Genomic DNA, 17,940 nt, shown 5'->3' with positions numbered 1-17,940 from the left:
CGTTACGAGCGCAGAAGAGACAAGGCGAAAAGTCGGGATGAAAGCGGAGTTTGCTGCAGCAAATGAGCATTTCAGCCCGGCTTTTCAACGCCGTATCTCCCAGCGCAGTAGCTCGATCAGCGCGGCATGTTGCGCGCGTAGAATATTTCCAGCATCTCGTGCCGCACACGCTCTTCCACCTGCTTGCGCTGCTCGGGCGACAGGTTGCGGGTCGCATCGCCGAACAGGTAATTGTCCAGGTCGAACTCCTTGAGCAGCATCTTGGTGTGGAACAGGTTCTCCTGGTACACGTTCACGTCGGTCATCTGATAGGCCTCGTACGTGTCGTCGGAGAGATAGTTCTGGATCGAGTTGATCTCGTGGTCGATGAAGTGCTTCTTGCCTTCCACATCACGAGTGAAGCCGCGCACGCGGTAATCCACGGTAACGATGTCCGAGTCGAACTGGTGGATGAGGTAGTTGAGCGCCTTGAGCGGCGAGATGACACCGCAGGTCGACACATCGATGTCCACCCGGAAGGTCGCAATGCCTTCCACCGGATGAATCTCCGGGTAGGTGTGTACGGTGATATGGCTCTTGTCGAGGTGCGCCAGGATGGTTTCCGGCAGCGGCCCGGGGGATTCCTCGATCTGGCTGTCGGTCGGGGTGACCGGCTGCTCGGAGATCAGGATGGTCACGCTGGCGCCTTGCGGATCGTAATCCTGACGGGCGATGTTCAGGATGTTTGCGCCAATGATGTCGACAACATCGGTGAGGATCTGCGTGAGGCGTTCGGCATCGTACTCTTCATCGATGTACTGAACGTAAGCCTGCTGGTCTTCAGGCGTCTCGGCATAGCAGATGTCATAGATGTTGAAGCTCAAGGTCTTCGTCAGGTTGTTGAACCCGTGGAGCTTGAGTTTGCTTTTCACCGTGGGGGAACTCTCATCAAATGCGGCTCTGCCGCGTGGTTGAGCATGCCCGTCAGATGCGTACGGCAGCACCTGCGTAGGACGGTTTACACCTCTTCGCGATGGCGATTGTGGTTGCTTGGTTTCGAGCCGGATGGCCCTGAAAAAAGGTGGCGCATTATGCAGAGGTCAAGCGACCTCTGCCAGAGTTTGCGCGCCCTTGATGATGAAAGGATGACGCGGCTTGTCAGCCCAGTTCCACGATCTCGTAGTCGTGGGTAATCTCGACGCCGGCGCGCCCGAGCATGATCGAGGCGGAGCAGTATTTCTCGGCCGACAGTTCAACCGCGCGCTTGACCTGCGCTTCCTTCAGCCCACGGCCCTTGACCACGAAATGCACGTGGATCTTGGTGAACACCTTCGGATCTTCATCGGCGCGCTCGGCTTCGAGGAAGGCCTCGCAGCTTTCCACCGGCTGGCGGCCCTTCTTCAGGATGCTGACCACATCGAAGTTGGTGCAGCCGCCCAGGCCGAGCAGGAGCATCTCCATCGGACGCACACCGAGGTTGCGGCCACCGGCATCTGGCGGGCCATCCATCACCACGACGTGGCCGCTGCCGGATTCGCCGAGGAACATCGCCTCGCCCGCCCACTGGATTCGCGCTTTCATTGCAAGGAACTCCGCCGGAAAAAAAGGGGCAACAGCTTATCACAGGCCCCTAGCACGCCCAGTGGGAGCGATGGCTGTTACCCAGGTCTCATTTCCACACGGCGAGTATGCATTTATCACTTAAGCTGGCGCCGGTTTACTGGCACACTCTCAGAAATTGCCCGCACGAATGTTCCAGCTTTCCGATTGTTGGTAACACGTCGTCTGTTAAGCTCTTGCGGATTTACGTACGCGCAAGAATGCTCAGCAAGGCAATCTGCCGCCCTGCGGATCGAGGGGGATCGAGCCAGGGACGCACGGCACTACAGCTGAACATAAAAAATCATTAGCGCCTGTTGTGCAAAGGCCACTTTTTCTACTTTCCGGGACTCGGGCATGGTAGCTATTACCCTCACACCCAAAATCAAGAACCTCGACAAGCTGCTCGCGCACTGTCATCGCCGCCGCTTCACCGCCAAGAGCACCATCATCTACGCCGGTGACCGCTGCGAGAGCCTGTTCTTCATCATCAAGGGGTCGGTCACCGTCCTGATCGAGGATGACGACGGCCGCGAGATGATCATCGGGTATCTCAACACTGGCGACTTCTTCGGGGAAATGGGGCTCTTCGAGAAGGAAGGCAGCACCGGCCAGGAGCGTAGTGCCTGGATCCGCGCCAAGACCGAATGCGAAGTCGCCGAGATCAGCTACGCGAAGTTCCGCGAACTGAGCCAGCAGGACCCGGAGATTCTCTTCACCCTGGGCAGCCAGATGGCGGATCGCCTGCGCAAGACCACGCGCAAAGTCGGCGACCTGGCCTTCCTCGACGTCACCGGTCGCGTCGCGCGCACCCTGTTGGACCTGTGCCAGCAGCCGGATGCCATGACCCACCCGGACGGCATGCAGATCAAGATCACCCGCCAGGAAATCGGCCGTATCGTCGGCTGCTCCCGCGAGATGGTCGGCCGCGTGCTCAAGAGCCTGGAAGAACAGGGCCTGGTGCACGTGAAAGGCAAGACCATGGTGGTTTTCGGCACCCGCTGAAGAAACACCAGAAAGCAAAAAAGCCGGCAATCGCCGGCTTTTTTGTTTTCTGATCCTGTAGGAGCGAGCTTGCTCGCGAACCCTTTCCGGTCACTACGGCGTCTGGGCAGTTCGCGAGCAAGCTCGCTCCTGCATAAGGGCCGTCAGTCCGGATCGGCGCCCAGCTTGACCTTGCTGCGCTCGGGGAAGAACAGGCGCTTGAGTTCGGTGCCCGGCTCGTCGGCACGCATGAAGGCTTCACCGACCAGGAAGCCGAACACGTCGCTGACTTCCATCAGCTCGACATCAGCGCGGTTGAGGATGCCGCTCTCGGTGATCACCATGCGCTCGCGCGGGATTTCCGGCAGCAGGTCCAGGGTGGTCTCCAGGCTCACCTCGAAGGTGTGCAGGTTGCGGTTGTTGATGCCGACCAGTGGGGTATCCAGGGTCTTCAGTGCACGCTCCAGCTCCGGGGCGTCATGCACTTCCACCAGCACGTCGAGGCCAACATCCTTGGCCACCGAGGCCAGCTCGGCCATGCGCACGTCATCCAGTGCCGAGACAATCAGCAGGATGCAGTCGGCGCCGATGGCACGGGCTTCCACCACCTGGTAGGGGTCGATCATGAAATCCTTGCGGATCACCGGCAGCTTGCAGGCCGCGCGGGCTTCCTTCAGGTAGGCATCACTGCCGAGGAAGAAGTCGATGTCGGTCAGCACCGAGAGGCAGGCGGCACCGCCTTCTTCGTAGCTGCGAGCGATGTCGGCGGGATCGAAGTTCTCGCGCAGGATGCCCTTGCTCGGGGAAGCCTTCTTCACCTCGGCGATCACTGCCGGCTCGCGGCGCTTGGCGCGCTCCAGCAGAGCATCGGCGAAACCACGCGGGGCATCCGCCGCACGCGCCAGCTGCTCAACTTCTGCGAAGCTGACACGGGCGCGGCGTTCGGCGACTTCTTCGGCCTTGCGGGCCAGGATCTTCTGCAGAACCGTCGGCACACTCACTGTGCGTTCTCCTCTCGGTAAACGGCGGTGAAGGCCGCCAGCTCTTCCATCTTCTCCCGCGCCAGCCCCGTGTGCAGGGCGTCGTGGGCCAATTGCATGCCTTCGTGCAGGCTGGTGGCGAGGTCGGCCGCATAGAGCGCGGCGCCAGCGTTGAGCACAATCAGTTCGGCGGCCTTCTGCCCGGCCTCGGTCTTGCGCCGGCCGAGGGCGTCACGGATCAGTTCCAGCGACTGCTGCGGGCTGTCCACGGTCAGGCCGATCAGGCTCTGGCTCTTGATGCCGAAGTCCTCCGGCTGCACTTCGTATTCGGTGACCACGCCGTCTTTCAGCTCGGCGACATGGGTCGGCGCGGCGAGGCTGAACTCGTCCAGGCCATCGCGCGAATGCACCACCAGGATGTGTTCGCTGCCCAGGCGCTTGAGCACCTCGGCCAGCGGACGGCACAGCGCCTGGCTGAACACGCCGACCACCTGGTGCTTTACGCCAGCCGGGTTGGTCAGCGGGCCGAGCATGTTGAACAGGGTACGCAGGCCCAGCTCGCGGCGCGGCGCGGCGGCGTGCTTCATGGCCTTGTGGTGGACCTGGGCGAACATGAAGCCGACACCGACGGTCTCGATGCAGCGCTTCACCTGGACCGGCTTGAGGTCCAGGTAGATGCCGGCGGCTTCCAGCAGGTCGGCGCTGCCGCTCTTGCCGGAGACTGCACGGTTACCGTGCTTGGCGACCTTGCCGCCCGCTGCGGCGACCACGAAGGCCGCCGCCGAGGACACGTTGAAGATGTTCGCGCCGTCGCCACCGGTGCCGACGACATCGACCACGTGCTTCAGGCTGTCCAGCTCGACCTGGTCGGCCAGCTCACGCATCACAGCCACGGCACCGACGATCTCGTCGATGGTCTCGCTCTTCATGCGCATGCCCATGAGGAAGGCGCCGATCTGCGCGTCGGTGCACTGCCCGGTCATGATCTCGCGCATGACGTCCTGCATTTCCTCGGTGGTCAGGTCCAGCTGGTTGACCACGCGGTTGAGGGCTTCCTTGATGTTCATGCGCGCACCCCGCCGGTCTGCTTGAGGAAGTTGGCCAGCATCTCGTGGCCCTGCTCGGAAAGGATCGACTCGGGGTGGAACTGCACGCCCTCGACGTTCAGCGTCTTGTGGCGCAGGCCCATGATCTCGTCGACCGAGCCGTCTTCCAGCGCCGTCCAGGCGGTGATTTCCAGGCAATCGGGCAGCGTCTCGCGCTTCACGACCAGGGAGTGGTAACGGGTCTGGGTCAGCGGGTTGTTCAGGCCGGCGAATACGCCCAGGTCCTTGTGGAACACCGGGCTTACCTTGCCATGCATGACCTGGCGCGCCCGCACCACGTCGCCGCCGAAGGCCTGGCCGATGGATTGATGGCCCAGGCACACGCCCAGCAACGGCAGCTTGCCGGCGAAGCGCTCGATGACTTCCAGCGAAACGCCCGCCTCGTTCGGCGTGCACGGGCCGGGAGACAGGACGATGCGTTCGGGGTTGAGCGCAGCGATCTCGTCGACGCTCAGTTCGTCATTGCGAATGACGTGGATGTCGGCCTTCAACTCGGCGAAGTACTGCACCAGGTTGTAGGTGAAGGAATCGTAGTTATCGATCATCAGCAGCATGTCTGCTCGAACCTCATGATTGCACTGCTTTCGGATCGCGCCATCGTCGACACCCGTTGCGGCCTCGCGGGCTGCGCGAATCTGGCAATTATGCCAGCGGATGGGAGAAATGGACGCGTAAGAAGAGACCGGCGCTATGCCGGGAAAGAAGGAATCAGGCGCGCCAGCGCCAACGGGCGAATGCCTTGAGGAGGGAGGTGATGATGCGGGTGCGGTGGATCACGGTTGCGGTCTCGCCTAGCGATGGCCGAACAGTAGCCCAAGGCCGGGCGCCAGCGCAATACGCGCGGCGCCCCTGCCGACGAAGGTAGGAAGGTTCAGTGGCAAGCTTCGAGGACGGCACGCAAGCGGGTTTCGTAGGCCAGGTGCTGCTGCCGCTCGGCCAGCAGCGCACGCACCTTGGTTTGCAGATCGTCCGCCGGGCGCAGGTCGGCGGTGGCGAATCGAGGGGTTTCGACAACCGGCGCCTGACACGGTACCGGGACGGGAACACGCACCTCCACCGGCGCTGGCGCGATGGAAGTGCAGCCCGTCAGGAGCAGCACGGGGAAAACCCGCAGCAGCTTCATGGCAACAGCTCCCGGTCGATCAGTTGACGGACCACGACGCATTCATCGCCTTCGCTGCGCTCCAGCAGCAGCCGACTGGCAGCAACTTCATGGCTCCGCGCCTGTTCGCGTGCGAGTGCCAGCGCGCGCTCGGCGGAGTCCGCACGCTGGCGGGCAGACTGCTCCAGCGCCTCGACCTGAGCATTTTGCAGCACCAGCTTCGACTCCAGCGCCTCGCCGGCATCTCTGCAGCGCGCCTGTTCCAGGCGCAGGCTTTCCAGCTGGCTGCCATAGAGACGCGCCGTCAGCCAGCCGCCAATGAAGCCACCCAGCAGAAAGCCGGCCAGCCCCAGCACCAACCCGAAGCGGCTCATCCCAGCACCTCCAGGGCGCGGCGCCAAACCCTCGCACGGTCCTCGAGGCCATTCAGCCCGCCATTGATGCGCCGGGTGATGTCCTCGAAGCGCGCCCCATCGGCCAGCTCATTGAGCCCGTTGCGCTGCCACCACCACGCCGCGGTACGACACGCCCAGCGCGGTTCTGCCAGCAGCTGCGGGCGGGCCACAAAGGGTTGCGCGAGCCCTTCACCGACAGCGCGGTAATTGCTCCGCCCAGTGACCTGCAACAGGCCCCTCCCACGAAAGCGCCAGCCATCGCCGGACGCCTCGTCGCCATTCCCGTTGCGCCCGGCATAGACCAGATTGGCGATCCGCTCCGGCTGGTAAGCCACCTCCCGCGCCAATGCCGTGGGCGAACCGTCGGCACTGCGAAAACGCCGGGGCCAGACCATGGCCAGGCGCTGCGCACTGTAGGTCAGGCTTTCCACGCAACGGGTGAGTTGCGCACTTTCGTGGCCCACCTGGGCGATGAAGGCAGCAATGCGCGGCAGCGTATCGATACCGAAGTCCGCCATGGCGGTATCCAGTACCGGCAAAAAAACGCCCGTGACAGGGCGGGCGTTGGGCAGGATCAGCAGCAGCTGGCGTTCGTCGATAAGCATGTCAACCGCCCTCCCCCGCCTTGCCCTTGCCCTGCGCCCCGCCATTGCACTGCACCGTAGTGGTCCAGCCACCGGCGGAAAAATGCTGGGTGACCGAGTCGATCAGGTAGCGACCATCGAGCCCAGCCTTGAAGCCCTTCAGATCAACAGTCAGTTCGGCGAACAGATCGGCACGACCGGGCATGTCGAGCTGCACTTCGGCGCTGTTGCGATTGAACTCGGCCAACCGTGCAGCAGCGAGACGCCGGGCGGCCGCCTCGTCCGGCTGCGGGTGGCGGTCGCAATGCTCCGCGGCGACTTGCGAGGGAGCGTCCGGATTGGGCACACGCACCTGCTTCTGCACGCCGTCTGCCCCCCGATAAGGCACTTTCACCGCCGCCACCACCTTGCGGTCATCCAGGGTAAATCGGAACGAGCCCACGTCCCCGCGCCCCAGCACCGGTATCTCCAGCGCCTGCCCACTGGCGCTGCGGCCAGACTGGCGCGGCTGCACCAGCAGGCTGTTGTTGGCCAGCTTCGCGGTGCAGTCGTACTGCCGGGCCAGCCGGGTGATGAAGTTGAAGTCGGATTCGCGGATCTGGTCGATGCGCGCGATCAGCGTCTCGACATTGCACGCCGCACGCCAGCCATTGCGCGCCGCGATATCTGCTACCACGCTCGCCAGGCTCATGCCTTCCCAGCTGCCGCTGCGAGCGGCCTTGCCCTGGCCGCGCATGTCGCCGCTCTTGCCCTTGATCACCAGGCTGTCCGGCATGCCGCTGTAGGTAAGCGTATCCACCACATATCGGCCCATGCGCGTGAGCGGCGCGCCGTCGTAGCCGAGAAAGACTTCCAGCGCCGCGCCGCGCCGGGGCAGCGTGACGGCGCCATCGCGGTCATCGATGGTGATCTGGAAGGTGTCCGATTCCAGCCCAGGCTTGTCGGTCAGTTGCAGTTCGATCAACCGGTCGCTGACCAACGCCGTGATGTCCGCGCCGTCGGCGCTGATGCGAAAGGCAGGTTTCATAGGCCACCCCGAATGAAAAGGCCCCGCCGGAGCGGGGCCTGGTTGCTGAAGCGAATGCCGATGGTCACTCCCACAAACGCACGCCCTGGTCTGCAGGCACGACCTGTTCCGGCAGGCGGATGATCACGCCCGCTCGTAGAGGCTGAGCCTCGTCGGCCAGTCCGGGATTGGCATCGAGCACGGCTTCCACGCAGCCATTGAGATGCCCGTAGCGCTGGTAGCAGAGGCGGTCCAGCAGGTCGCCGTCAGCGCTTCTGACTATCGTCGTCGCCATAGCGGGTGAACTCCAGGTCAAGGGTTTGCTGACGCGGCACGCCATTGGCGAACAGCGCTTCCTGCGTCTCGGTGATCTTGGTCAGGCACCAATTGCCCAGGTCATCGCCGCGGCCGGTACCCAGATGGACCGGCTCGCTCAACGCCGCAATGTCACGCAGCGTCCGCGGCTGGTTCCAGCCGACGCGCTGCGAGGTGTCGCCGGCACGGATGAACAGCGGCATCACCACGCCATTGAGCGTGAGCGTTTCCGGCCCCAGGCCGACGCTCTGCTGCGCGCTGCGCCGGCCGAGTCGCGCCTGGTCCTTCCAGGCGTAGCTGCTGGTGCGGGTCAGGCGATGGAAGCCGGTGGTGTCGACGTTGAAGTAGTAGGTCTGCTCGGTCGACTTCAACGGGGTCATGATCAGCAGGTGCTGCGGCACCTTGCACATCTGCTCGGAGGGATCGAGCCGAGGCGTCAACACCGAGCTGGGCAGGATGTCCTTCAGGCGCGGATCGATCTTGCCCAGCACCTTGTTCACCGCCTGGCCGGCGTTGTTGATCTCTTCGCCCAGCTTCTCCACGTGCGCGTTGACCTCGGCCGCCACTTGCCTGGCCTTGTCGAGGTTCTTCTGCAGCTTTTCCTGATCGGCCTGGGCTTTCTTCACCCCGTCCTGCAGCTTGCCCTGGGCGCGGACGATGCCATCGGTGACGCGCTTGAGCTTTGCTGCCGCTTCGGGGGTGACACCGGGCAGGCCTTCGAGCGCAGCCACGCCACTGCGAATATGCAGCATCGCCTTGTCCACCGGCGCCGCGACCTGCTCCAGGTCGCGGCGGGCGGCCGTGGCAGCACCCGCAATCATGCCCAGGCCGGTATTGAACTGTTCCAGATAGGTCATGGGGCCTCCTTACATGACAACGGTGTCGAACAGCGCGTTGCGCTGCCGTTCCTGCTGGGCCTCGGCAATCAGCCGGCGCATCGCCGGGATCAGTTCGTCCAGCAACTGCTGCGGATTGACGATATTGCCCGCCACGTTGATGCTCACCTGCGGCGAGAAGGTCCAGTTGGGCGGAGCGCTGGCAATAGCTGCCGTGGCTGCGGGAGCAGCGGGCAGCGGCGGGAGCGGCGGTGGTTTCTGTATCTCCTCAGACGGGCCTAACAGCGCCCCGACCTTGCCACCGATCAGCTCGCCCACGGTCGCGCCAATGGAACCTCCGACAAGCGTGCCTACCAGAGGAATCGGGATCAGCGTGCCCAGAGCCGCACCGACTGTCGCGCCAATGGCGGCACCACCGGCCTTGCCGTAGCCAACTGCCTTCTGCGCGGGCGATTGGTCACTGGCATAGACCGAAGCGGCATCGGTAATCGCCATCGCGGCGCTGACCGGAGCGAAGCGTCGCAGCCCCGCCCCCATTCCCCGCACGAGCCCACCGACCGCCCTTCCGACTCCGGAAGCACCCACGTTGCGTACCAGGCCTGCGCCACGACGCAGGACGCCACCAGCGGCGCGACCAACACGCGAGGAGCGCACGGATTGTGCCGCGCGGCCGATCCATCCGGAGGCGGCTCCGGCGGCGCGTCCCAGGGTGGATCGGGCGCGCTGGAAGATACCGCCACGAGCAGCACCGCCTGAGCCGCCAGCTTTTGATTTTCCACCGCCCTTTCCTTTGCCCTTGCCTTTCGGCCGGCGATCAGGGATGTCGCCCAACGCGCCGGCTGGCCAGTTGGTGACGAAGACATCCTGGACATCGCGCTTGCCCCAGTTCCAGGGCATCGCATCATTGGCGTCCTCGACGAATTTCTTTGCATCGATCAGGGACTTCAGAGCCAACAGACCACCGCCGACAACTTCCAGGGCACCCTGATGGCTGAGCATGGCATCGCCAATCCCGAGCATCGCAGCAGAGACTTTCTGCTCACTGGCTTCCAGTTGCCCCAGCGGCGAGGCACGGCGTTTCTCCACGCCTTGCTGAAGCAGATCGGCAGGCGCGGCTGCCAGAGCCTGCCGAGATTGCAGCAAGGTCTCGACCGCTGGCGAGTCGCCCGACCGGACCGAGGCCAGGCTGCCGAGCAGATCGCGACTGAACAGCGCGACCGACGGAGCTTCCTTCTGACCACGCCAAGCCACTGCGCTCAGCGCACGCTCCAGATCGGCAGCATTGTTCAAACCGCCCTTGTGCTGCAGAGCGCTGATCAGCTGTGCCGTTGTTTCCGGCGACACACCCTGCCCCTGGGCGAACCTGGCCGCGATCGGCAACATGGCGTCCATATCGCCGAGCGGCACCTTGCTCTCGACCATGGCCTGCGCCAGGTCCAGCACCTTCTCGCGCGGCATCGCGGCTTCATCAGCCGCCTTAACCACCCGCTTGCCCAATGCCGCCTCCGCGACCGGGTCGTAGGGTTGCCCTGCCGCTTCGCGTACCTGCATCAGACGCCCACGGAACGCGAGGCTCGCGCTCAGGGAGGATCGTGCGACATCACCGACGGAGTTCAGCTCGGACAACGTCCTGGTCGCCGTCTCCATGCGCTGCCAGTCGTTCGCCGGTGCACTGGCTGCCGGCGCCACACTGACGGTGATCTTCGGCAAGCGTACCTCTGCCGGCCGCTGCCCCAGCAGATCGATGATTCTGCGCAGCGCCAGCCTTGTCTCCCCCGCGTTGCGCTCGCTGGCGCGATGGCGGATTTCCTGGTTGTCCTGAACGGTATCGATGCCATCCACCAGCACGCGCAGCGGCAGACTCGCATCCAGCTTTCCAACGAGGGTTCCCAGGCGCACGGTGGAGTCGGCTATCACCCGCCCGAGCGTGCTGCCCAGACCGAGGACGGCCGCCACCAGCACTTCCGACTTTTCACTCATTTCCATTTCACTCGCCCTCTGACGACAATCGCCACTTCGACGACAAGGGAGCGCCGGTCACCCGGCGCTCCGCGAGGGCAAACTAGCCCGCCTCGTCCCCCAGCCACCAACGCAGGTCGCTGAGGGTCATGCGCTCCAGTTCACCCGCCGTGAAGCCCGACTCAGTCGCCAGCCGCCGCGCCAACTGGCGCATCAGCTCGAAGCTCATCGCCGTCGTCTCGCACCAGGCGAAAGTAGGCGTGCTGCAGGCGTTGGTAGTCGCTGAGCTTGAGCCCCTCCAGATCCTGGCGGCTGACCTGCACCAGCGAGGCGAACAGTTGCAGCTCGCGCTCCTCGTCATCGCTGGCCACCTTGCTGGCCAGGCGGATGTCGCGCACGGTGGGAGCACGCAGGGTGAGGGCGTCGACGTCGACACCGTTGCAGGAGGTCGGGCGGGACAGTTTCACCACCGCCGCGTCCTCGGACAGGCTCAGCCACGCGGGCTGTTTGACGGAGTCTTGCATCACGGTTCTCCTCAGACGCCCAGGTCGTTACGCATGGCGACGAGCTGGTCGACGCCGTCGATCTTGCGCACCGAGTTGGCCGGGTCGATCTCGAACATCTCGCGGCCTTCCACTTCCAGCTTGTAGTAGCTGACCGCCACGCTGTAGGTGCAGGCGGCCAGGTCACCGGCCTTCCAGTCGCCCGGGTTGATCTCCTTGAGCAGGCCACGGACGGTGGCAACCACAGGAACGGTGCCACCCTTCTGGGTCTTGAAGGAGCCGCGGAAGGTGCCGTTGAAGGAGCCCTGGTCACTCAGGCCGAAGAACTTCATGGCCTCGCGGCGTGCGCCGTTGGTGGTGAACTTGGCCTCCATGGCCTCCAGGCCGACGTCGAGCAGGACCGGTGCGTCCATGCCGCCGGCACGGTACTCCTGGGTCTTCACCTTGAGGGTCGGCAGGGTCAGGGAGGGGACGTCACCGGCAAAGCTCACGCCGTCGACGAACAGGTTGGTGTTGGTGAGGATCTGCGGAATCATCTGGGGTTCTCCTTAAGCTGCGTCCAGGACTTCGGTGAGCCATTGATCGGTCACCTCGACGCGGAAGTTGGGGTTCTCGGCAGGCGGTACGTCGGTGAAGCGGATATTCCAGTACACCTTGCCCTGGGCCAGTTGGCTGGCGGTGTTGAGTTCCGGGTCGGCGTAGACCTCGAAGTCGATCACCGCGCCCTGGTTCTTCAGGTCGCGCATGAAGGCCTGCAGGCCCTCGGTAACGTCCTTCACGTAGGTCTTGGTGATGCCGCGGTCGACCGCCCACTTGTGCCCGGCAAGGATGGCGTCCATCACCATGTCCATGGTCCGCACGCGGGTCACGAAGGCCCATTTGGTGTCGCTGGAAAGGGTGCGGTTGCCCCACAGGCGGTAGCCGTCGTCGCGGATGATGGTGGTGATGTTGGCGTTGTTGAGCAGGTTCGCGCGGCAGGTCTCGTCGCCATCGAGGAACTCGATGGGGCGGCCGGTACCGGTGATGCCGAGCAGTTCCTTGTTCGACGGCGAGGACCAGAAGCCGTACTGGCTGTCGGTCCAGGCGAACAGCGCGGCGGCATTGGCCGAAGTCGGCGCGTCGACGGTGGCGCTGCTGGCGGTATCCCAGTACTGCACGCCCGGATCGACCAGGTAGATGCGCTTGCTACCGAACTCCCCGGCGTAGGCGATGGCCGCCTCGTCGGTGGTGTTGGGGCCGTCGACGATGGCGATGGCGCGCAGCTTCTCGGCCAGCGCGCCCATGGCGGTGGCCACCGCCTGGGTGGCGGAATGCTTCGGCGCGATCAGCAGGCGCGGCTGGGCATTGAAGCGGGACTTGCCATCGAGCAGCGCCTGCAGGCCGGTACGCTGGCCGGCCTCGGTGACGCTGCCGATGATCGAGGACGTCAGCTGCGCGGCATCCTCCACCTTGGCCACGCCCACCGCCACGACCACCGCGGCGGACTGGGTGAAGATCGCGGTGCAGGACTTGTAGATCGCCGACGCGGTGCCAAACGCGGCGGCCGCTTCGCGCTGGCTGGTGAGCAGCACCGGCACATCGGCCTGCGCGGTCAGCTTGGTATCGGGGGTGAAGGTATCCACCAGGCCGATGATCGAGGACGACGGCAGCGCAATGGTGCGCGCACCGACGTCGACATTGGTCACGGTGACGCCGTGAAAGAAGCTCATAGGGTTTTCTCCAGACATAAAAAAACCGCCGGGAGGCGGTCATGGATGGGCCGCCAACAAAAGGCGACGCCAATAGGGGATTCATTCGATTAACGACTCATTTCGAGTACTTACCGTCTTTGCATCAAGCCAACTGAGTACAGAGATTCAGGCTGTAACCGCAATTGGTCCCTCCAGCGGGCGCCAGGATCGAAAACATCAGGATGAAAGTACCGTCCTGCTTCAGGCTCCATGCATACATACCCAACTGCAGTGGTGTCTCGACTGAATAACCACCCACTCCATCGATGACGTATTTCGGTCGAGCCCCCGCAGGCAGCGTGAAGGCAAGCATCTGTATGCTTTCCGGCACGGTGTTTCGCCCCATGTTCAGACTGAGATAGAGATTGCCGTTGGCCGTCCAGCAGGTACTCGCCGTGCGATTGAAGAAGCCGTTGGCGAACGTGATGGGGAAGGTCTGAGTAGTGGAGAACTTCGCAAAAGACGACTGCACGAATTCAGTCGTAGCAACCTTTTTAGTGTTATCGCCCAATGCTGGAGTTGGTGCCGTCGGGGTACCTACAAGCGCAGGGCTGGTCAAGGGTGCCTTGGCCTGGAGACTGGCATCGACGCTTGCTGCATAGCTCGCGTTGTTGCCCAGCGACAATGCCAGTTTTCCCAACGTATCGAGCGAAGACGGCGCGGCGCCAATAATTGCGGAACCGGCAGACTGAACAAAGGCAGTTGTCGCCAATTGCGTGGAGCTAGTGCCGGCAACGGCGGTTGGTGCCGTAGGAACACCACTGAATGCCGGCGAAGCTATTGCCGCCAGAGGTGCAACGCTGGCCTGTACGAACGCGGTCGTTGCCAACTGCTGGGTATTGCTACCGACAGCGGCTGTCGGGGCCGTCGGCGTTCCGGTGAACGCAGGCGACGCCACTGTCGCAAGAGGAGCAATCGCTGCTTGTGTGAATGCGGTAGTCGCCAGTTGCTGGGTGTTGTTTCCCACTGCAGCCGTTGGTGCGGTCGGAATGCCACTGAACGCCGGAGACGCCAGCTTCGCCAACCCATTGGTAATGTTCTGGAACGCCAACGCCGTGGCACCCAAGACAATCACGCCATCGGTCACCAGCTGCCAGACGCTGTCCGCCTGCGCAGCACCGCTCTCCACAGTAACGGTTAGGCCCGGAGTTACTTCGCTATTGTCGTCGGCATCGGTCGCGCGCCTCCACGCACCGGTAGCAACGGCATACAGACCGTTATCCACTGCATTGGTCTGGTTCTTCACCAGCACACGGTCACCCGCCACTAGCGCGACTCCATCCACCGTCTGCAGCCCGCTCAGCGTAATGCTCGCAGTGGTTGCAGCACGCACGGACTGCTTGTAATCGAGCCGATTCATCGCCGTGACAATGGAGTTATCCACATACTCCCGCGTCGCCAACACCACACTCGGATCGATCTTCAGCTCCACCGACGCCGCATTGCTGACGATCAGCACAATACGCACGGTCTGGGTGCGGCCGCTGCCCTCGGCCAGTTGCGGTTTATAGGAGGGCGCACAGTTCGCGTAGGCGATCAGCGCGCCGGCTTCGTCGTACAGGCCCATCTCGCGGATCCACCAGCCACCCACGTCCTCGGGGATGACCTGTTCGGCGATGATCTGCGCGCTGTTGGCCGGGTCGACGCTCAGGCGGTTCAGCGGTGCGCGGCGGACTTCGTTGACCAGCTGCGTGCGGCTGGCGTCGGGGGTCGGTACGTTGCCGCCACCGTCGCCTACAGCGAGCTGGGTGATTTTCAGGGTGGTGCCCAGCGCAGTGGCATTCGCCAGCTTGCCGGCACCGATGGTGGTGAGAAGTGCGTAGTAGGTTACTGCCATGGGTAGACACTCAAGCTATCGATGGTGTGCTCCCGGCCCGGCAAGCCGTGGCTGCCGATCGCTTCGATCACATCCGGGAGGTAGGGGTAGACGGTGACGATGTCGCCGTCGTATTGCCCGGAGCCGACGGTGATCCGCCCCTGGGATTCCAGGCTGATGTCCAGCCCGATGAGGTGCCGCGTGAGCGGCTTGGCGTCATCGATGAGACGCTCCACCTCCTGGTACATTTCCTCGCTGATACCGCTGTCGAGCACGCCGATGCGCAGGCGGAAGGTGCCCGGCTCGCCCACGGGCGAGCCCTGCCACCACTCGATGATTTCGATCAGGTAACCCAGCGGCTCGATCACCCGCCGCAGGGCAGCGATGGTTCCCTTGTGCTGATGGATACGGAACGCCGCGGACACCGCCTTGCGCTTCACCGCATCGCTCCAGGCCGGGTCCCAACGGTCCACCGACCAGGCCCAGGCCAGGTACGGCAGCAGGGCCACCGGGCAGAGCTGCGGGTCCATCAGCTCGCGCAGGGGCACCGGCAGGTCGCCGACCTGCACGTCGGCCAGCACGCGCTCCAGCGGAGTCGAGTTGATTGGCAGCAGGCGGCTACTCATCGGAGCCACCCACGCGGATCTGGTAGCCGCTGCAATACGCCGCCTGGGTCGAGTCGAGCACCACGTCAGCAGCCGGCTTGGCCAGCTCGACGCGCTGCACGCCTTCCACATGCAGCGCGGCGAACAGCGCGCTGCGGCGGATATCGCGACCGATGCGCCGCTGCGTAGCAATGTAGGTCTGCAGCGAAGCCTCGGCGGCCTGCTGGATCAGCTCGGCCTCCGGGCCCGGGTAGATGTAGAGCACGGCATCGACCTGGTAGGACACGATGGCTGCGGACTGCACCGTGAGACGATCGCCCACCGGGCGCACGTCTTCATCGTTCAGCGCAACGCGCACCGCCTGAAGCAGTTCCTCCGTTGCCGTTCCATTGCCTTCCGACGACAGCACACTGACCAGCGCCTCACAGGGCTGCGGGCTGATCGCCGAAACATCCGCGATACGCCCGTCGGCGCCGAGCGCGAAGGCCACGTAGGCATTGCGCGGCCCAGCCACCGACAGCTGGTCGAAGGCCAGTTGCGTGCGGTTGCGCAGGGAATCGTCGCCCTCCAGCACGGCCGGAGTCGGTGGCGAGGTCGTGGCATCCGCCTCCTGGATCACCAGGCGCTTGACGTTGTAGCCGGCAGCCAGTTGATCGAGGTCGCCCTGGGTCGCATAGCCAAGCATCACCGCACGGGCGGCGTCATTGATCCGCGCACGCAGCAGCAGTTCGCGATAGGCCGCCAGCTCCAACAGTTTGACCACCGGATCGGACTCCACCGCAGCGGTCCAGCCATCGCCCATGGCGCTACGAAAATCCGCCAGCAGCTCTGCGTAGAGCGTCTCGTAGTCGAGGGTCTCCACGACCGCGGGAGCGGGCAGTTGAGACAGGTCGATCAGGCTCATGCCGCCACCTCCAGTCCGATCTCGTCGCCCAGGTAGACGCCGCGCAGGCGCAGCGAAACGCTGCCGGCGACCACCGCCACGACCTGCACCGAACTCAGGCGCAGGCGCGGCTCCCAGCGGCCGATGGCACGGGCCACTTCAGCCTGCACCGCGCCCTTCCAGCCTTCGGTCACTGGCAGGTCGACCATGCGCCGCAGACGGCTGCCGTATTCAGGGCGCATGCGCCGACTGCCCAGCGGGGTGGTGAGGATGTCCTCGATGGATTGCTTCAGGTGCGCCAGCGCGCTCAGCGGCTGGCCGTTGCGTCGATCCATGCCGATCATGGCCGCGCCCTCCGTCGCTCAGGGTGCGCACGGGAAAAGTTGCCCATGGCAGGTCTCCAGAAATGCAGAGGCCCGCACGAGGCGGGCCTGGGTTGGAAGTCGAAGCGACTTCAATGAGTGTGGTGGTTGCTGTTGCCGGCGGTGTCCATGATCGAGCCGGTGCTGCTGATGTTGCCGTTCACCGTCAGCGCGCCCTTGATGGTCACCGGGCCGGTCAGCTGGATGCTGGCGGCGGTGATACTCACCGCTCCGGGGTCGATCACCACCTGCGTGCCGCCGACTTTCACCGTGGCGGTGCCGGCAGGCAGCTGCAGGTCATAGCGATGCGCCTGCCAGTCGTAGCTGAGCACAGCACCATCGGGAAAGTGCCAGCTCTCGACCTCGCCGCGATTGTTCGGTGGTGCCGAGGCCGCGCCGAACAGCCCCGGCACGAAGGTACCCATGGCGGCCATTCCGGACGGACTGAGCAGCACACCCTGCTCGCCCAGGCTCGGCGCCCGCCAATGCCGTGCAGCACCGGCTGCCTGCGCGTGCCAGCGTACCCAGGCGCTGATCCATTCGCCGGACCGCACGCGTACTCGTGCCGCCGCCAGGTCCACGGCCACCACTTCACAAGGCATGACCAGGGCGGCGAGCATGCGGTCGTGTTCCGCGCTCACGTAATCCTGGTTCATTGCACGGCTCCCGGGTCGAAGTAGTCGTCCTCGTGGCCGGGTCCGGTCTGCGGGTCGAAGCCCAGCATGAGGCTGCCCGGCGGCTGGTCTTCCCAGGGCCACTCGGTCTCGCCCAGCAGCACCGGCTGCTGCCACTCCACCAGCCACACGCGACACGCCGCCAGCGCTGAATTATCGAGCTCCGGCTGGGCCTGAATGAAGCTCACCGGCTCCAGTTCCAACCCCCAGTTCTGACCGCGTAAAAGCACGGCCAGCGCGGCGACAGTGCGTAGTACCAAGGCCTCCGCTTGCGCATCATCTCTTGCCACCAGAATGCGCGTCTGGAGCCGGCAGATGAGTGCGGTCTGCCCATTGCCGGGATCACGGCCAGGCAGCAGGCCCGCGTACTCCAGCGCCAGCGCAGGAAGTGTCGCCGGCGTTTGCGTCAGCGGGCCACGCAGGAAGGCGCCGATCTCGGTCAAGCGCGTGGATAACGCTTGCTCCACCGTGTCGAGCAATAGCGCCAGGGTTAAAGATTGTTCGGACATGTCGTCTCCTTGC

General features: G+C 64.3%; 22 protein-coding genes. 1 reads left to right on the top strand and 21 read right to left on the bottom strand.

Features of this window, described 5'->3' with window-relative positions:
- Nucleotides 1-116: 116 nt before the first annotated feature.
- Both speD and FAS41_RS22525 read right to left on the bottom strand, forming a co-directional pair.
- Complete coding sequence (gene speD, locus FAS41_RS22530; protein WP_138525630.1) at nucleotides 117-911, bottom strand: adenosylmethionine decarboxylase; 795 nt, start codon at nucleotides 909-911, stop codon at nucleotides 117-119.
- A 226-nt stretch (nucleotides 912-1,137) separates the two neighbouring features.
- Nucleotides 1,138-1,560 (bottom strand): OsmC family protein, encoded by a 423-nt coding sequence (locus FAS41_RS22525; protein WP_015475289.1) that lies wholly within the window; start codon nucleotides 1,558-1,560, stop codon nucleotides 1,138-1,140.
- A gap of 375 nt (nucleotides 1,561-1,935) precedes the next feature.
- Here FAS41_RS22525 and crp point away from each other — a divergent pair, with 375 nt between their 5' ends.
- A complete protein-coding gene (crp, locus tag FAS41_RS22520; protein ID WP_024763566.1) occupies nucleotides 1,936-2,583 on the top strand; it encodes a cAMP-activated global transcriptional regulator CRP in 648 nt (215 codons plus the stop codon).
- A 143-nt stretch (nucleotides 2,584-2,726) separates the two neighbouring features.
- On the opposite strand, the gene trpC is transcribed toward crp, so the two are convergent.
- The 19 genes from trpC to FAS41_RS22425 all read right to left on the bottom strand — a co-directional run bounded on the left by trpC (nucleotide 2,727) and on the right by FAS41_RS22425 (nucleotide 17,927).
- Nucleotides 2,727-3,563 carry an indole-3-glycerol phosphate synthase TrpC gene (trpC, locus tag FAS41_RS22515; RefSeq protein WP_138525629.1) on the bottom strand — a complete coding sequence of 279 codons (837 nt, stop codon included), beginning with the start codon at nucleotides 3,561-3,563 and terminating at the stop codon, nucleotides 2,727-2,729.
- Complete coding sequence (gene trpD, locus FAS41_RS22510; RefSeq protein WP_138525628.1) at nucleotides 3,560-4,609, bottom strand: anthranilate phosphoribosyltransferase; 1,050 nt, start codon at nucleotides 4,607-4,609, stop codon at nucleotides 3,560-3,562. Before trpD ends, trpC begins: the two co-directional genes overlap by 4 nt.
- Entirely contained in the window at nucleotides 4,606-5,202 is a 597-nt protein-coding gene (locus FAS41_RS22505; RefSeq protein ID WP_017517337.1) for an aminodeoxychorismate/anthranilate synthase component II, read from the bottom strand. The genes trpD and FAS41_RS22505 overlap by 4 nt, the downstream gene beginning before the upstream one ends.
- Before the next feature lie 317 nt (nucleotides 5,203-5,519).
- A complete protein-coding gene (locus FAS41_RS22500; protein WP_138525627.1) occupies nucleotides 5,520-5,771 on the bottom strand; it encodes a hypothetical protein in 252 nt (83 codons plus the stop codon).
- Nucleotides 5,768-6,124, bottom strand: a complete 357-nt coding sequence (locus FAS41_RS22495; protein WP_138525626.1) for a hypothetical protein — start codon at nucleotides 6,122-6,124, stop codon at nucleotides 5,768-5,770. Before FAS41_RS22495 ends, FAS41_RS22500 begins: the two co-directional genes overlap by 4 nt.
- A complete protein-coding gene (locus FAS41_RS22490; RefSeq protein WP_138525625.1) occupies nucleotides 6,121-6,750 on the bottom strand; it encodes a glycoside hydrolase family 19 protein in 630 nt (209 codons plus the stop codon). The genes FAS41_RS22495 and FAS41_RS22490 overlap by 4 nt, the downstream gene beginning before the upstream one ends.
- A gap of 1 nt (nucleotide 6,751) precedes the next feature.
- Nucleotides 6,752-7,756 (bottom strand): phage late control D family protein, encoded by a 1,005-nt coding sequence (locus FAS41_RS22485; RefSeq protein ID WP_138525624.1) that lies wholly within the window; start codon nucleotides 7,754-7,756, stop codon nucleotides 6,752-6,754.
- 64 nt (nucleotides 7,757-7,820) lie between these two features.
- Nucleotides 7,821-8,030 (bottom strand): tail protein X, encoded by a 210-nt coding sequence (locus FAS41_RS22480; RefSeq protein ID WP_138525623.1) that lies wholly within the window; start codon nucleotides 8,028-8,030, stop codon nucleotides 7,821-7,823.
- Nucleotides 8,002-8,907, bottom strand: a complete 906-nt coding sequence (locus tag FAS41_RS22475; RefSeq protein WP_138525622.1) for a phage tail protein — start codon at nucleotides 8,905-8,907, stop codon at nucleotides 8,002-8,004. The genes FAS41_RS22480 and FAS41_RS22475 overlap by 29 nt, the downstream gene beginning before the upstream one ends.
- Before the next feature lie 9 nt (nucleotides 8,908-8,916).
- The gene (locus tag FAS41_RS22470) at nucleotides 8,917-10,872 is read right to left on the bottom strand and encodes a hypothetical protein (RefSeq protein ID WP_138525621.1); all 1,956 of its coding nucleotides are present in this window, start codon (nucleotides 10,870-10,872) and stop codon (nucleotides 8,917-8,919) included.
- A 155-nt stretch (nucleotides 10,873-11,027) separates the two neighbouring features.
- Nucleotides 11,028-11,369, bottom strand: a complete 342-nt coding sequence (locus FAS41_RS22465; protein ID WP_138525620.1) for a phage tail assembly protein — start codon at nucleotides 11,367-11,369, stop codon at nucleotides 11,028-11,030.
- An 11-nt stretch (nucleotides 11,370-11,380) separates the two neighbouring features.
- Nucleotides 11,381-11,884, bottom strand: a complete 504-nt coding sequence (locus tag FAS41_RS22460) for a phage major tail tube protein (protein ID WP_138525619.1) — start codon at nucleotides 11,882-11,884, stop codon at nucleotides 11,381-11,383.
- Between the two features lie 12 nt (nucleotides 11,885-11,896).
- Nucleotides 11,897-13,057, bottom strand: coding sequence for a phage tail sheath subtilisin-like domain-containing protein (locus FAS41_RS22455; protein ID WP_138525618.1), 1,161 nt, complete (start codon nucleotides 13,055-13,057; stop codon nucleotides 11,897-11,899).
- 124 nt (nucleotides 13,058-13,181) lie between these two features.
- Nucleotides 13,182-14,915 carry a phage tail-collar fiber domain-containing protein gene (locus tag FAS41_RS22450; RefSeq protein ID WP_138525617.1) on the bottom strand — a complete coding sequence of 578 codons (1,734 nt, stop codon included), beginning with the start codon at nucleotides 14,913-14,915 and terminating at the stop codon, nucleotides 13,182-13,184.
- Nucleotides 14,906-15,520, bottom strand: a complete 615-nt coding sequence (locus FAS41_RS22445; protein ID WP_138525616.1) for a phage tail protein I — start codon at nucleotides 15,518-15,520, stop codon at nucleotides 14,906-14,908. The genes FAS41_RS22450 and FAS41_RS22445 overlap by 10 nt, the downstream gene beginning before the upstream one ends.
- Nucleotides 15,513-16,403 (bottom strand): baseplate assembly protein, encoded by an 891-nt coding sequence (locus tag FAS41_RS22440; protein ID WP_138525615.1) that lies wholly within the window; start codon nucleotides 16,401-16,403, stop codon nucleotides 15,513-15,515. The genes FAS41_RS22445 and FAS41_RS22440 overlap by 8 nt, the downstream gene beginning before the upstream one ends.
- Nucleotides 16,400-16,726, bottom strand: a complete 327-nt coding sequence (locus tag FAS41_RS22435; RefSeq protein WP_017517323.1) for a GPW/gp25 family protein — start codon at nucleotides 16,724-16,726, stop codon at nucleotides 16,400-16,402. The genes FAS41_RS22440 and FAS41_RS22435 overlap by 4 nt, the downstream gene beginning before the upstream one ends.
- Nucleotides 16,727-16,836: 110 nt before the next feature.
- Nucleotides 16,837-17,400 (bottom strand): phage baseplate assembly protein V, encoded by a 564-nt coding sequence (locus FAS41_RS22430; protein WP_088420362.1) that lies wholly within the window; start codon nucleotides 17,398-17,400, stop codon nucleotides 16,837-16,839.
- Nucleotides 17,397-17,927 carry a hypothetical protein gene (locus FAS41_RS22425; protein WP_138525614.1) on the bottom strand — a complete coding sequence of 177 codons (531 nt, stop codon included), beginning with the start codon at nucleotides 17,925-17,927 and terminating at the stop codon, nucleotides 17,397-17,399. The genes FAS41_RS22430 and FAS41_RS22425 overlap by 4 nt, the downstream gene beginning before the upstream one ends.
- Nucleotides 17,928-17,940 lie beyond the last annotated feature (13 nt).

The sequence above is a fragment of the Pseudomonas nicosulfuronedens genome (assembly GCF_005877905.1).
In the GTDB taxonomy this organism is placed as follows: Bacteria; Pseudomonadota; Gammaproteobacteria; order Pseudomonadales; family Pseudomonadaceae; genus Pseudomonas; species Pseudomonas nicosulfuronedens.
Note: the sequence above shows the minus strand (reverse complement) of the source record. Positions and strands in the feature narration are given on the sequence as shown.

Bases quoted from the DNA above. Each gene is read 5' to 3' on its own strand.
- FAS41_RS22525 (WP_015475289.1), bottom strand. From the start codon at position 1,560: ATGAAAGCGCGAATCCAGTGGGCGGGCGAGGCGATGTTCCTCGGCGAA.
- crp (WP_024763566.1), top strand. From the start codon at position 1,936: ATGGTAGCTATTACCCTCACACCCAAAATCAAGAACCTCGACAAGCTG.
- trpD (WP_138525628.1), bottom strand. From the start codon at position 4,609: ATGAACATCAAGGAAGCCCTCAACCGCGTGGTCAACCAGCTGGACCTG.
- FAS41_RS22505 (WP_017517337.1), bottom strand. From the start codon at position 5,202: ATGCTGCTGATGATCGATAACTACGATTCCTTCACCTACAACCTGGTG.
- FAS41_RS22500 (WP_138525627.1), bottom strand. From the start codon at position 5,771: ATGAAGCTGCTGCGGGTTTTCCCCGTGCTGCTCCTGACGGGCTGCACT.
- FAS41_RS22495 (WP_138525626.1), bottom strand. From the start codon at position 6,124: ATGAGCCGCTTCGGGTTGGTGCTGGGGCTGGCCGGCTTTCTGCTGGGT.
- FAS41_RS22490 (WP_138525625.1), bottom strand. From the start codon at position 6,750: ATGCTTATCGACGAACGCCAGCTGCTGCTGATCCTGCCCAACGCCCGC.
- FAS41_RS22485 (WP_138525624.1), bottom strand. From the start codon at position 7,756: ATGAAACCTGCCTTTCGCATCAGCGCCGACGGCGCGGACATCACGGCG.
- FAS41_RS22480 (WP_138525623.1), bottom strand. From the start codon at position 8,030: ATGGCGACGACGATAGTCAGAAGCGCTGACGGCGACCTGCTGGACCGC.
- FAS41_RS22475 (WP_138525622.1), bottom strand. From the start codon at position 8,907: ATGACCTATCTGGAACAGTTCAATACCGGCCTGGGCATGATTGCGGGT.
- FAS41_RS22470 (WP_138525621.1), bottom strand. From the start codon at position 10,872: ATGGAAATGAGTGAAAAGTCGGAAGTGCTGGTGGCGGCCGTCCTCGGT.
- FAS41_RS22465 (WP_138525620.1), bottom strand. From the start codon at position 11,369: ATGCAAGACTCCGTCAAACAGCCCGCGTGGCTGAGCCTGTCCGAGGAC.
- FAS41_RS22460 (WP_138525619.1), bottom strand. From the start codon at position 11,884: ATGATTCCGCAGATCCTCACCAACACCAACCTGTTCGTCGACGGCGTG.
- FAS41_RS22455 (WP_138525618.1), bottom strand. From the start codon at position 13,057: ATGAGCTTCTTTCACGGCGTCACCGTGACCAATGTCGACGTCGGTGCG.
- FAS41_RS22450 (WP_138525617.1), bottom strand. From the start codon at position 14,915: ATGGCAGTAACCTACTACGCACTTCTCACCACCATCGGTGCCGGCAAG.
- FAS41_RS22445 (WP_138525616.1), bottom strand. From the start codon at position 15,520: ATGAGTAGCCGCCTGCTGCCAATCAACTCGACTCCGCTGGAGCGCGTG.
- FAS41_RS22440 (WP_138525615.1), bottom strand. From the start codon at position 16,403: ATGAGCCTGATCGACCTGTCTCAACTGCCCGCTCCCGCGGTCGTGGAG.
- FAS41_RS22435 (WP_017517323.1), bottom strand. From the start codon at position 16,726: ATGATCGGCATGGATCGACGCAACGGCCAGCCGCTGAGCGCGCTGGCG.
- FAS41_RS22430 (WP_088420362.1), bottom strand. From the start codon at position 17,400: ATGAACCAGGATTACGTGAGCGCGGAACACGACCGCATGCTCGCCGCC.
- FAS41_RS22425 (WP_138525614.1), bottom strand. From the start codon at position 17,927: ATGTCCGAACAATCTTTAACCCTGGCGCTATTGCTCGACACGGTGGAG.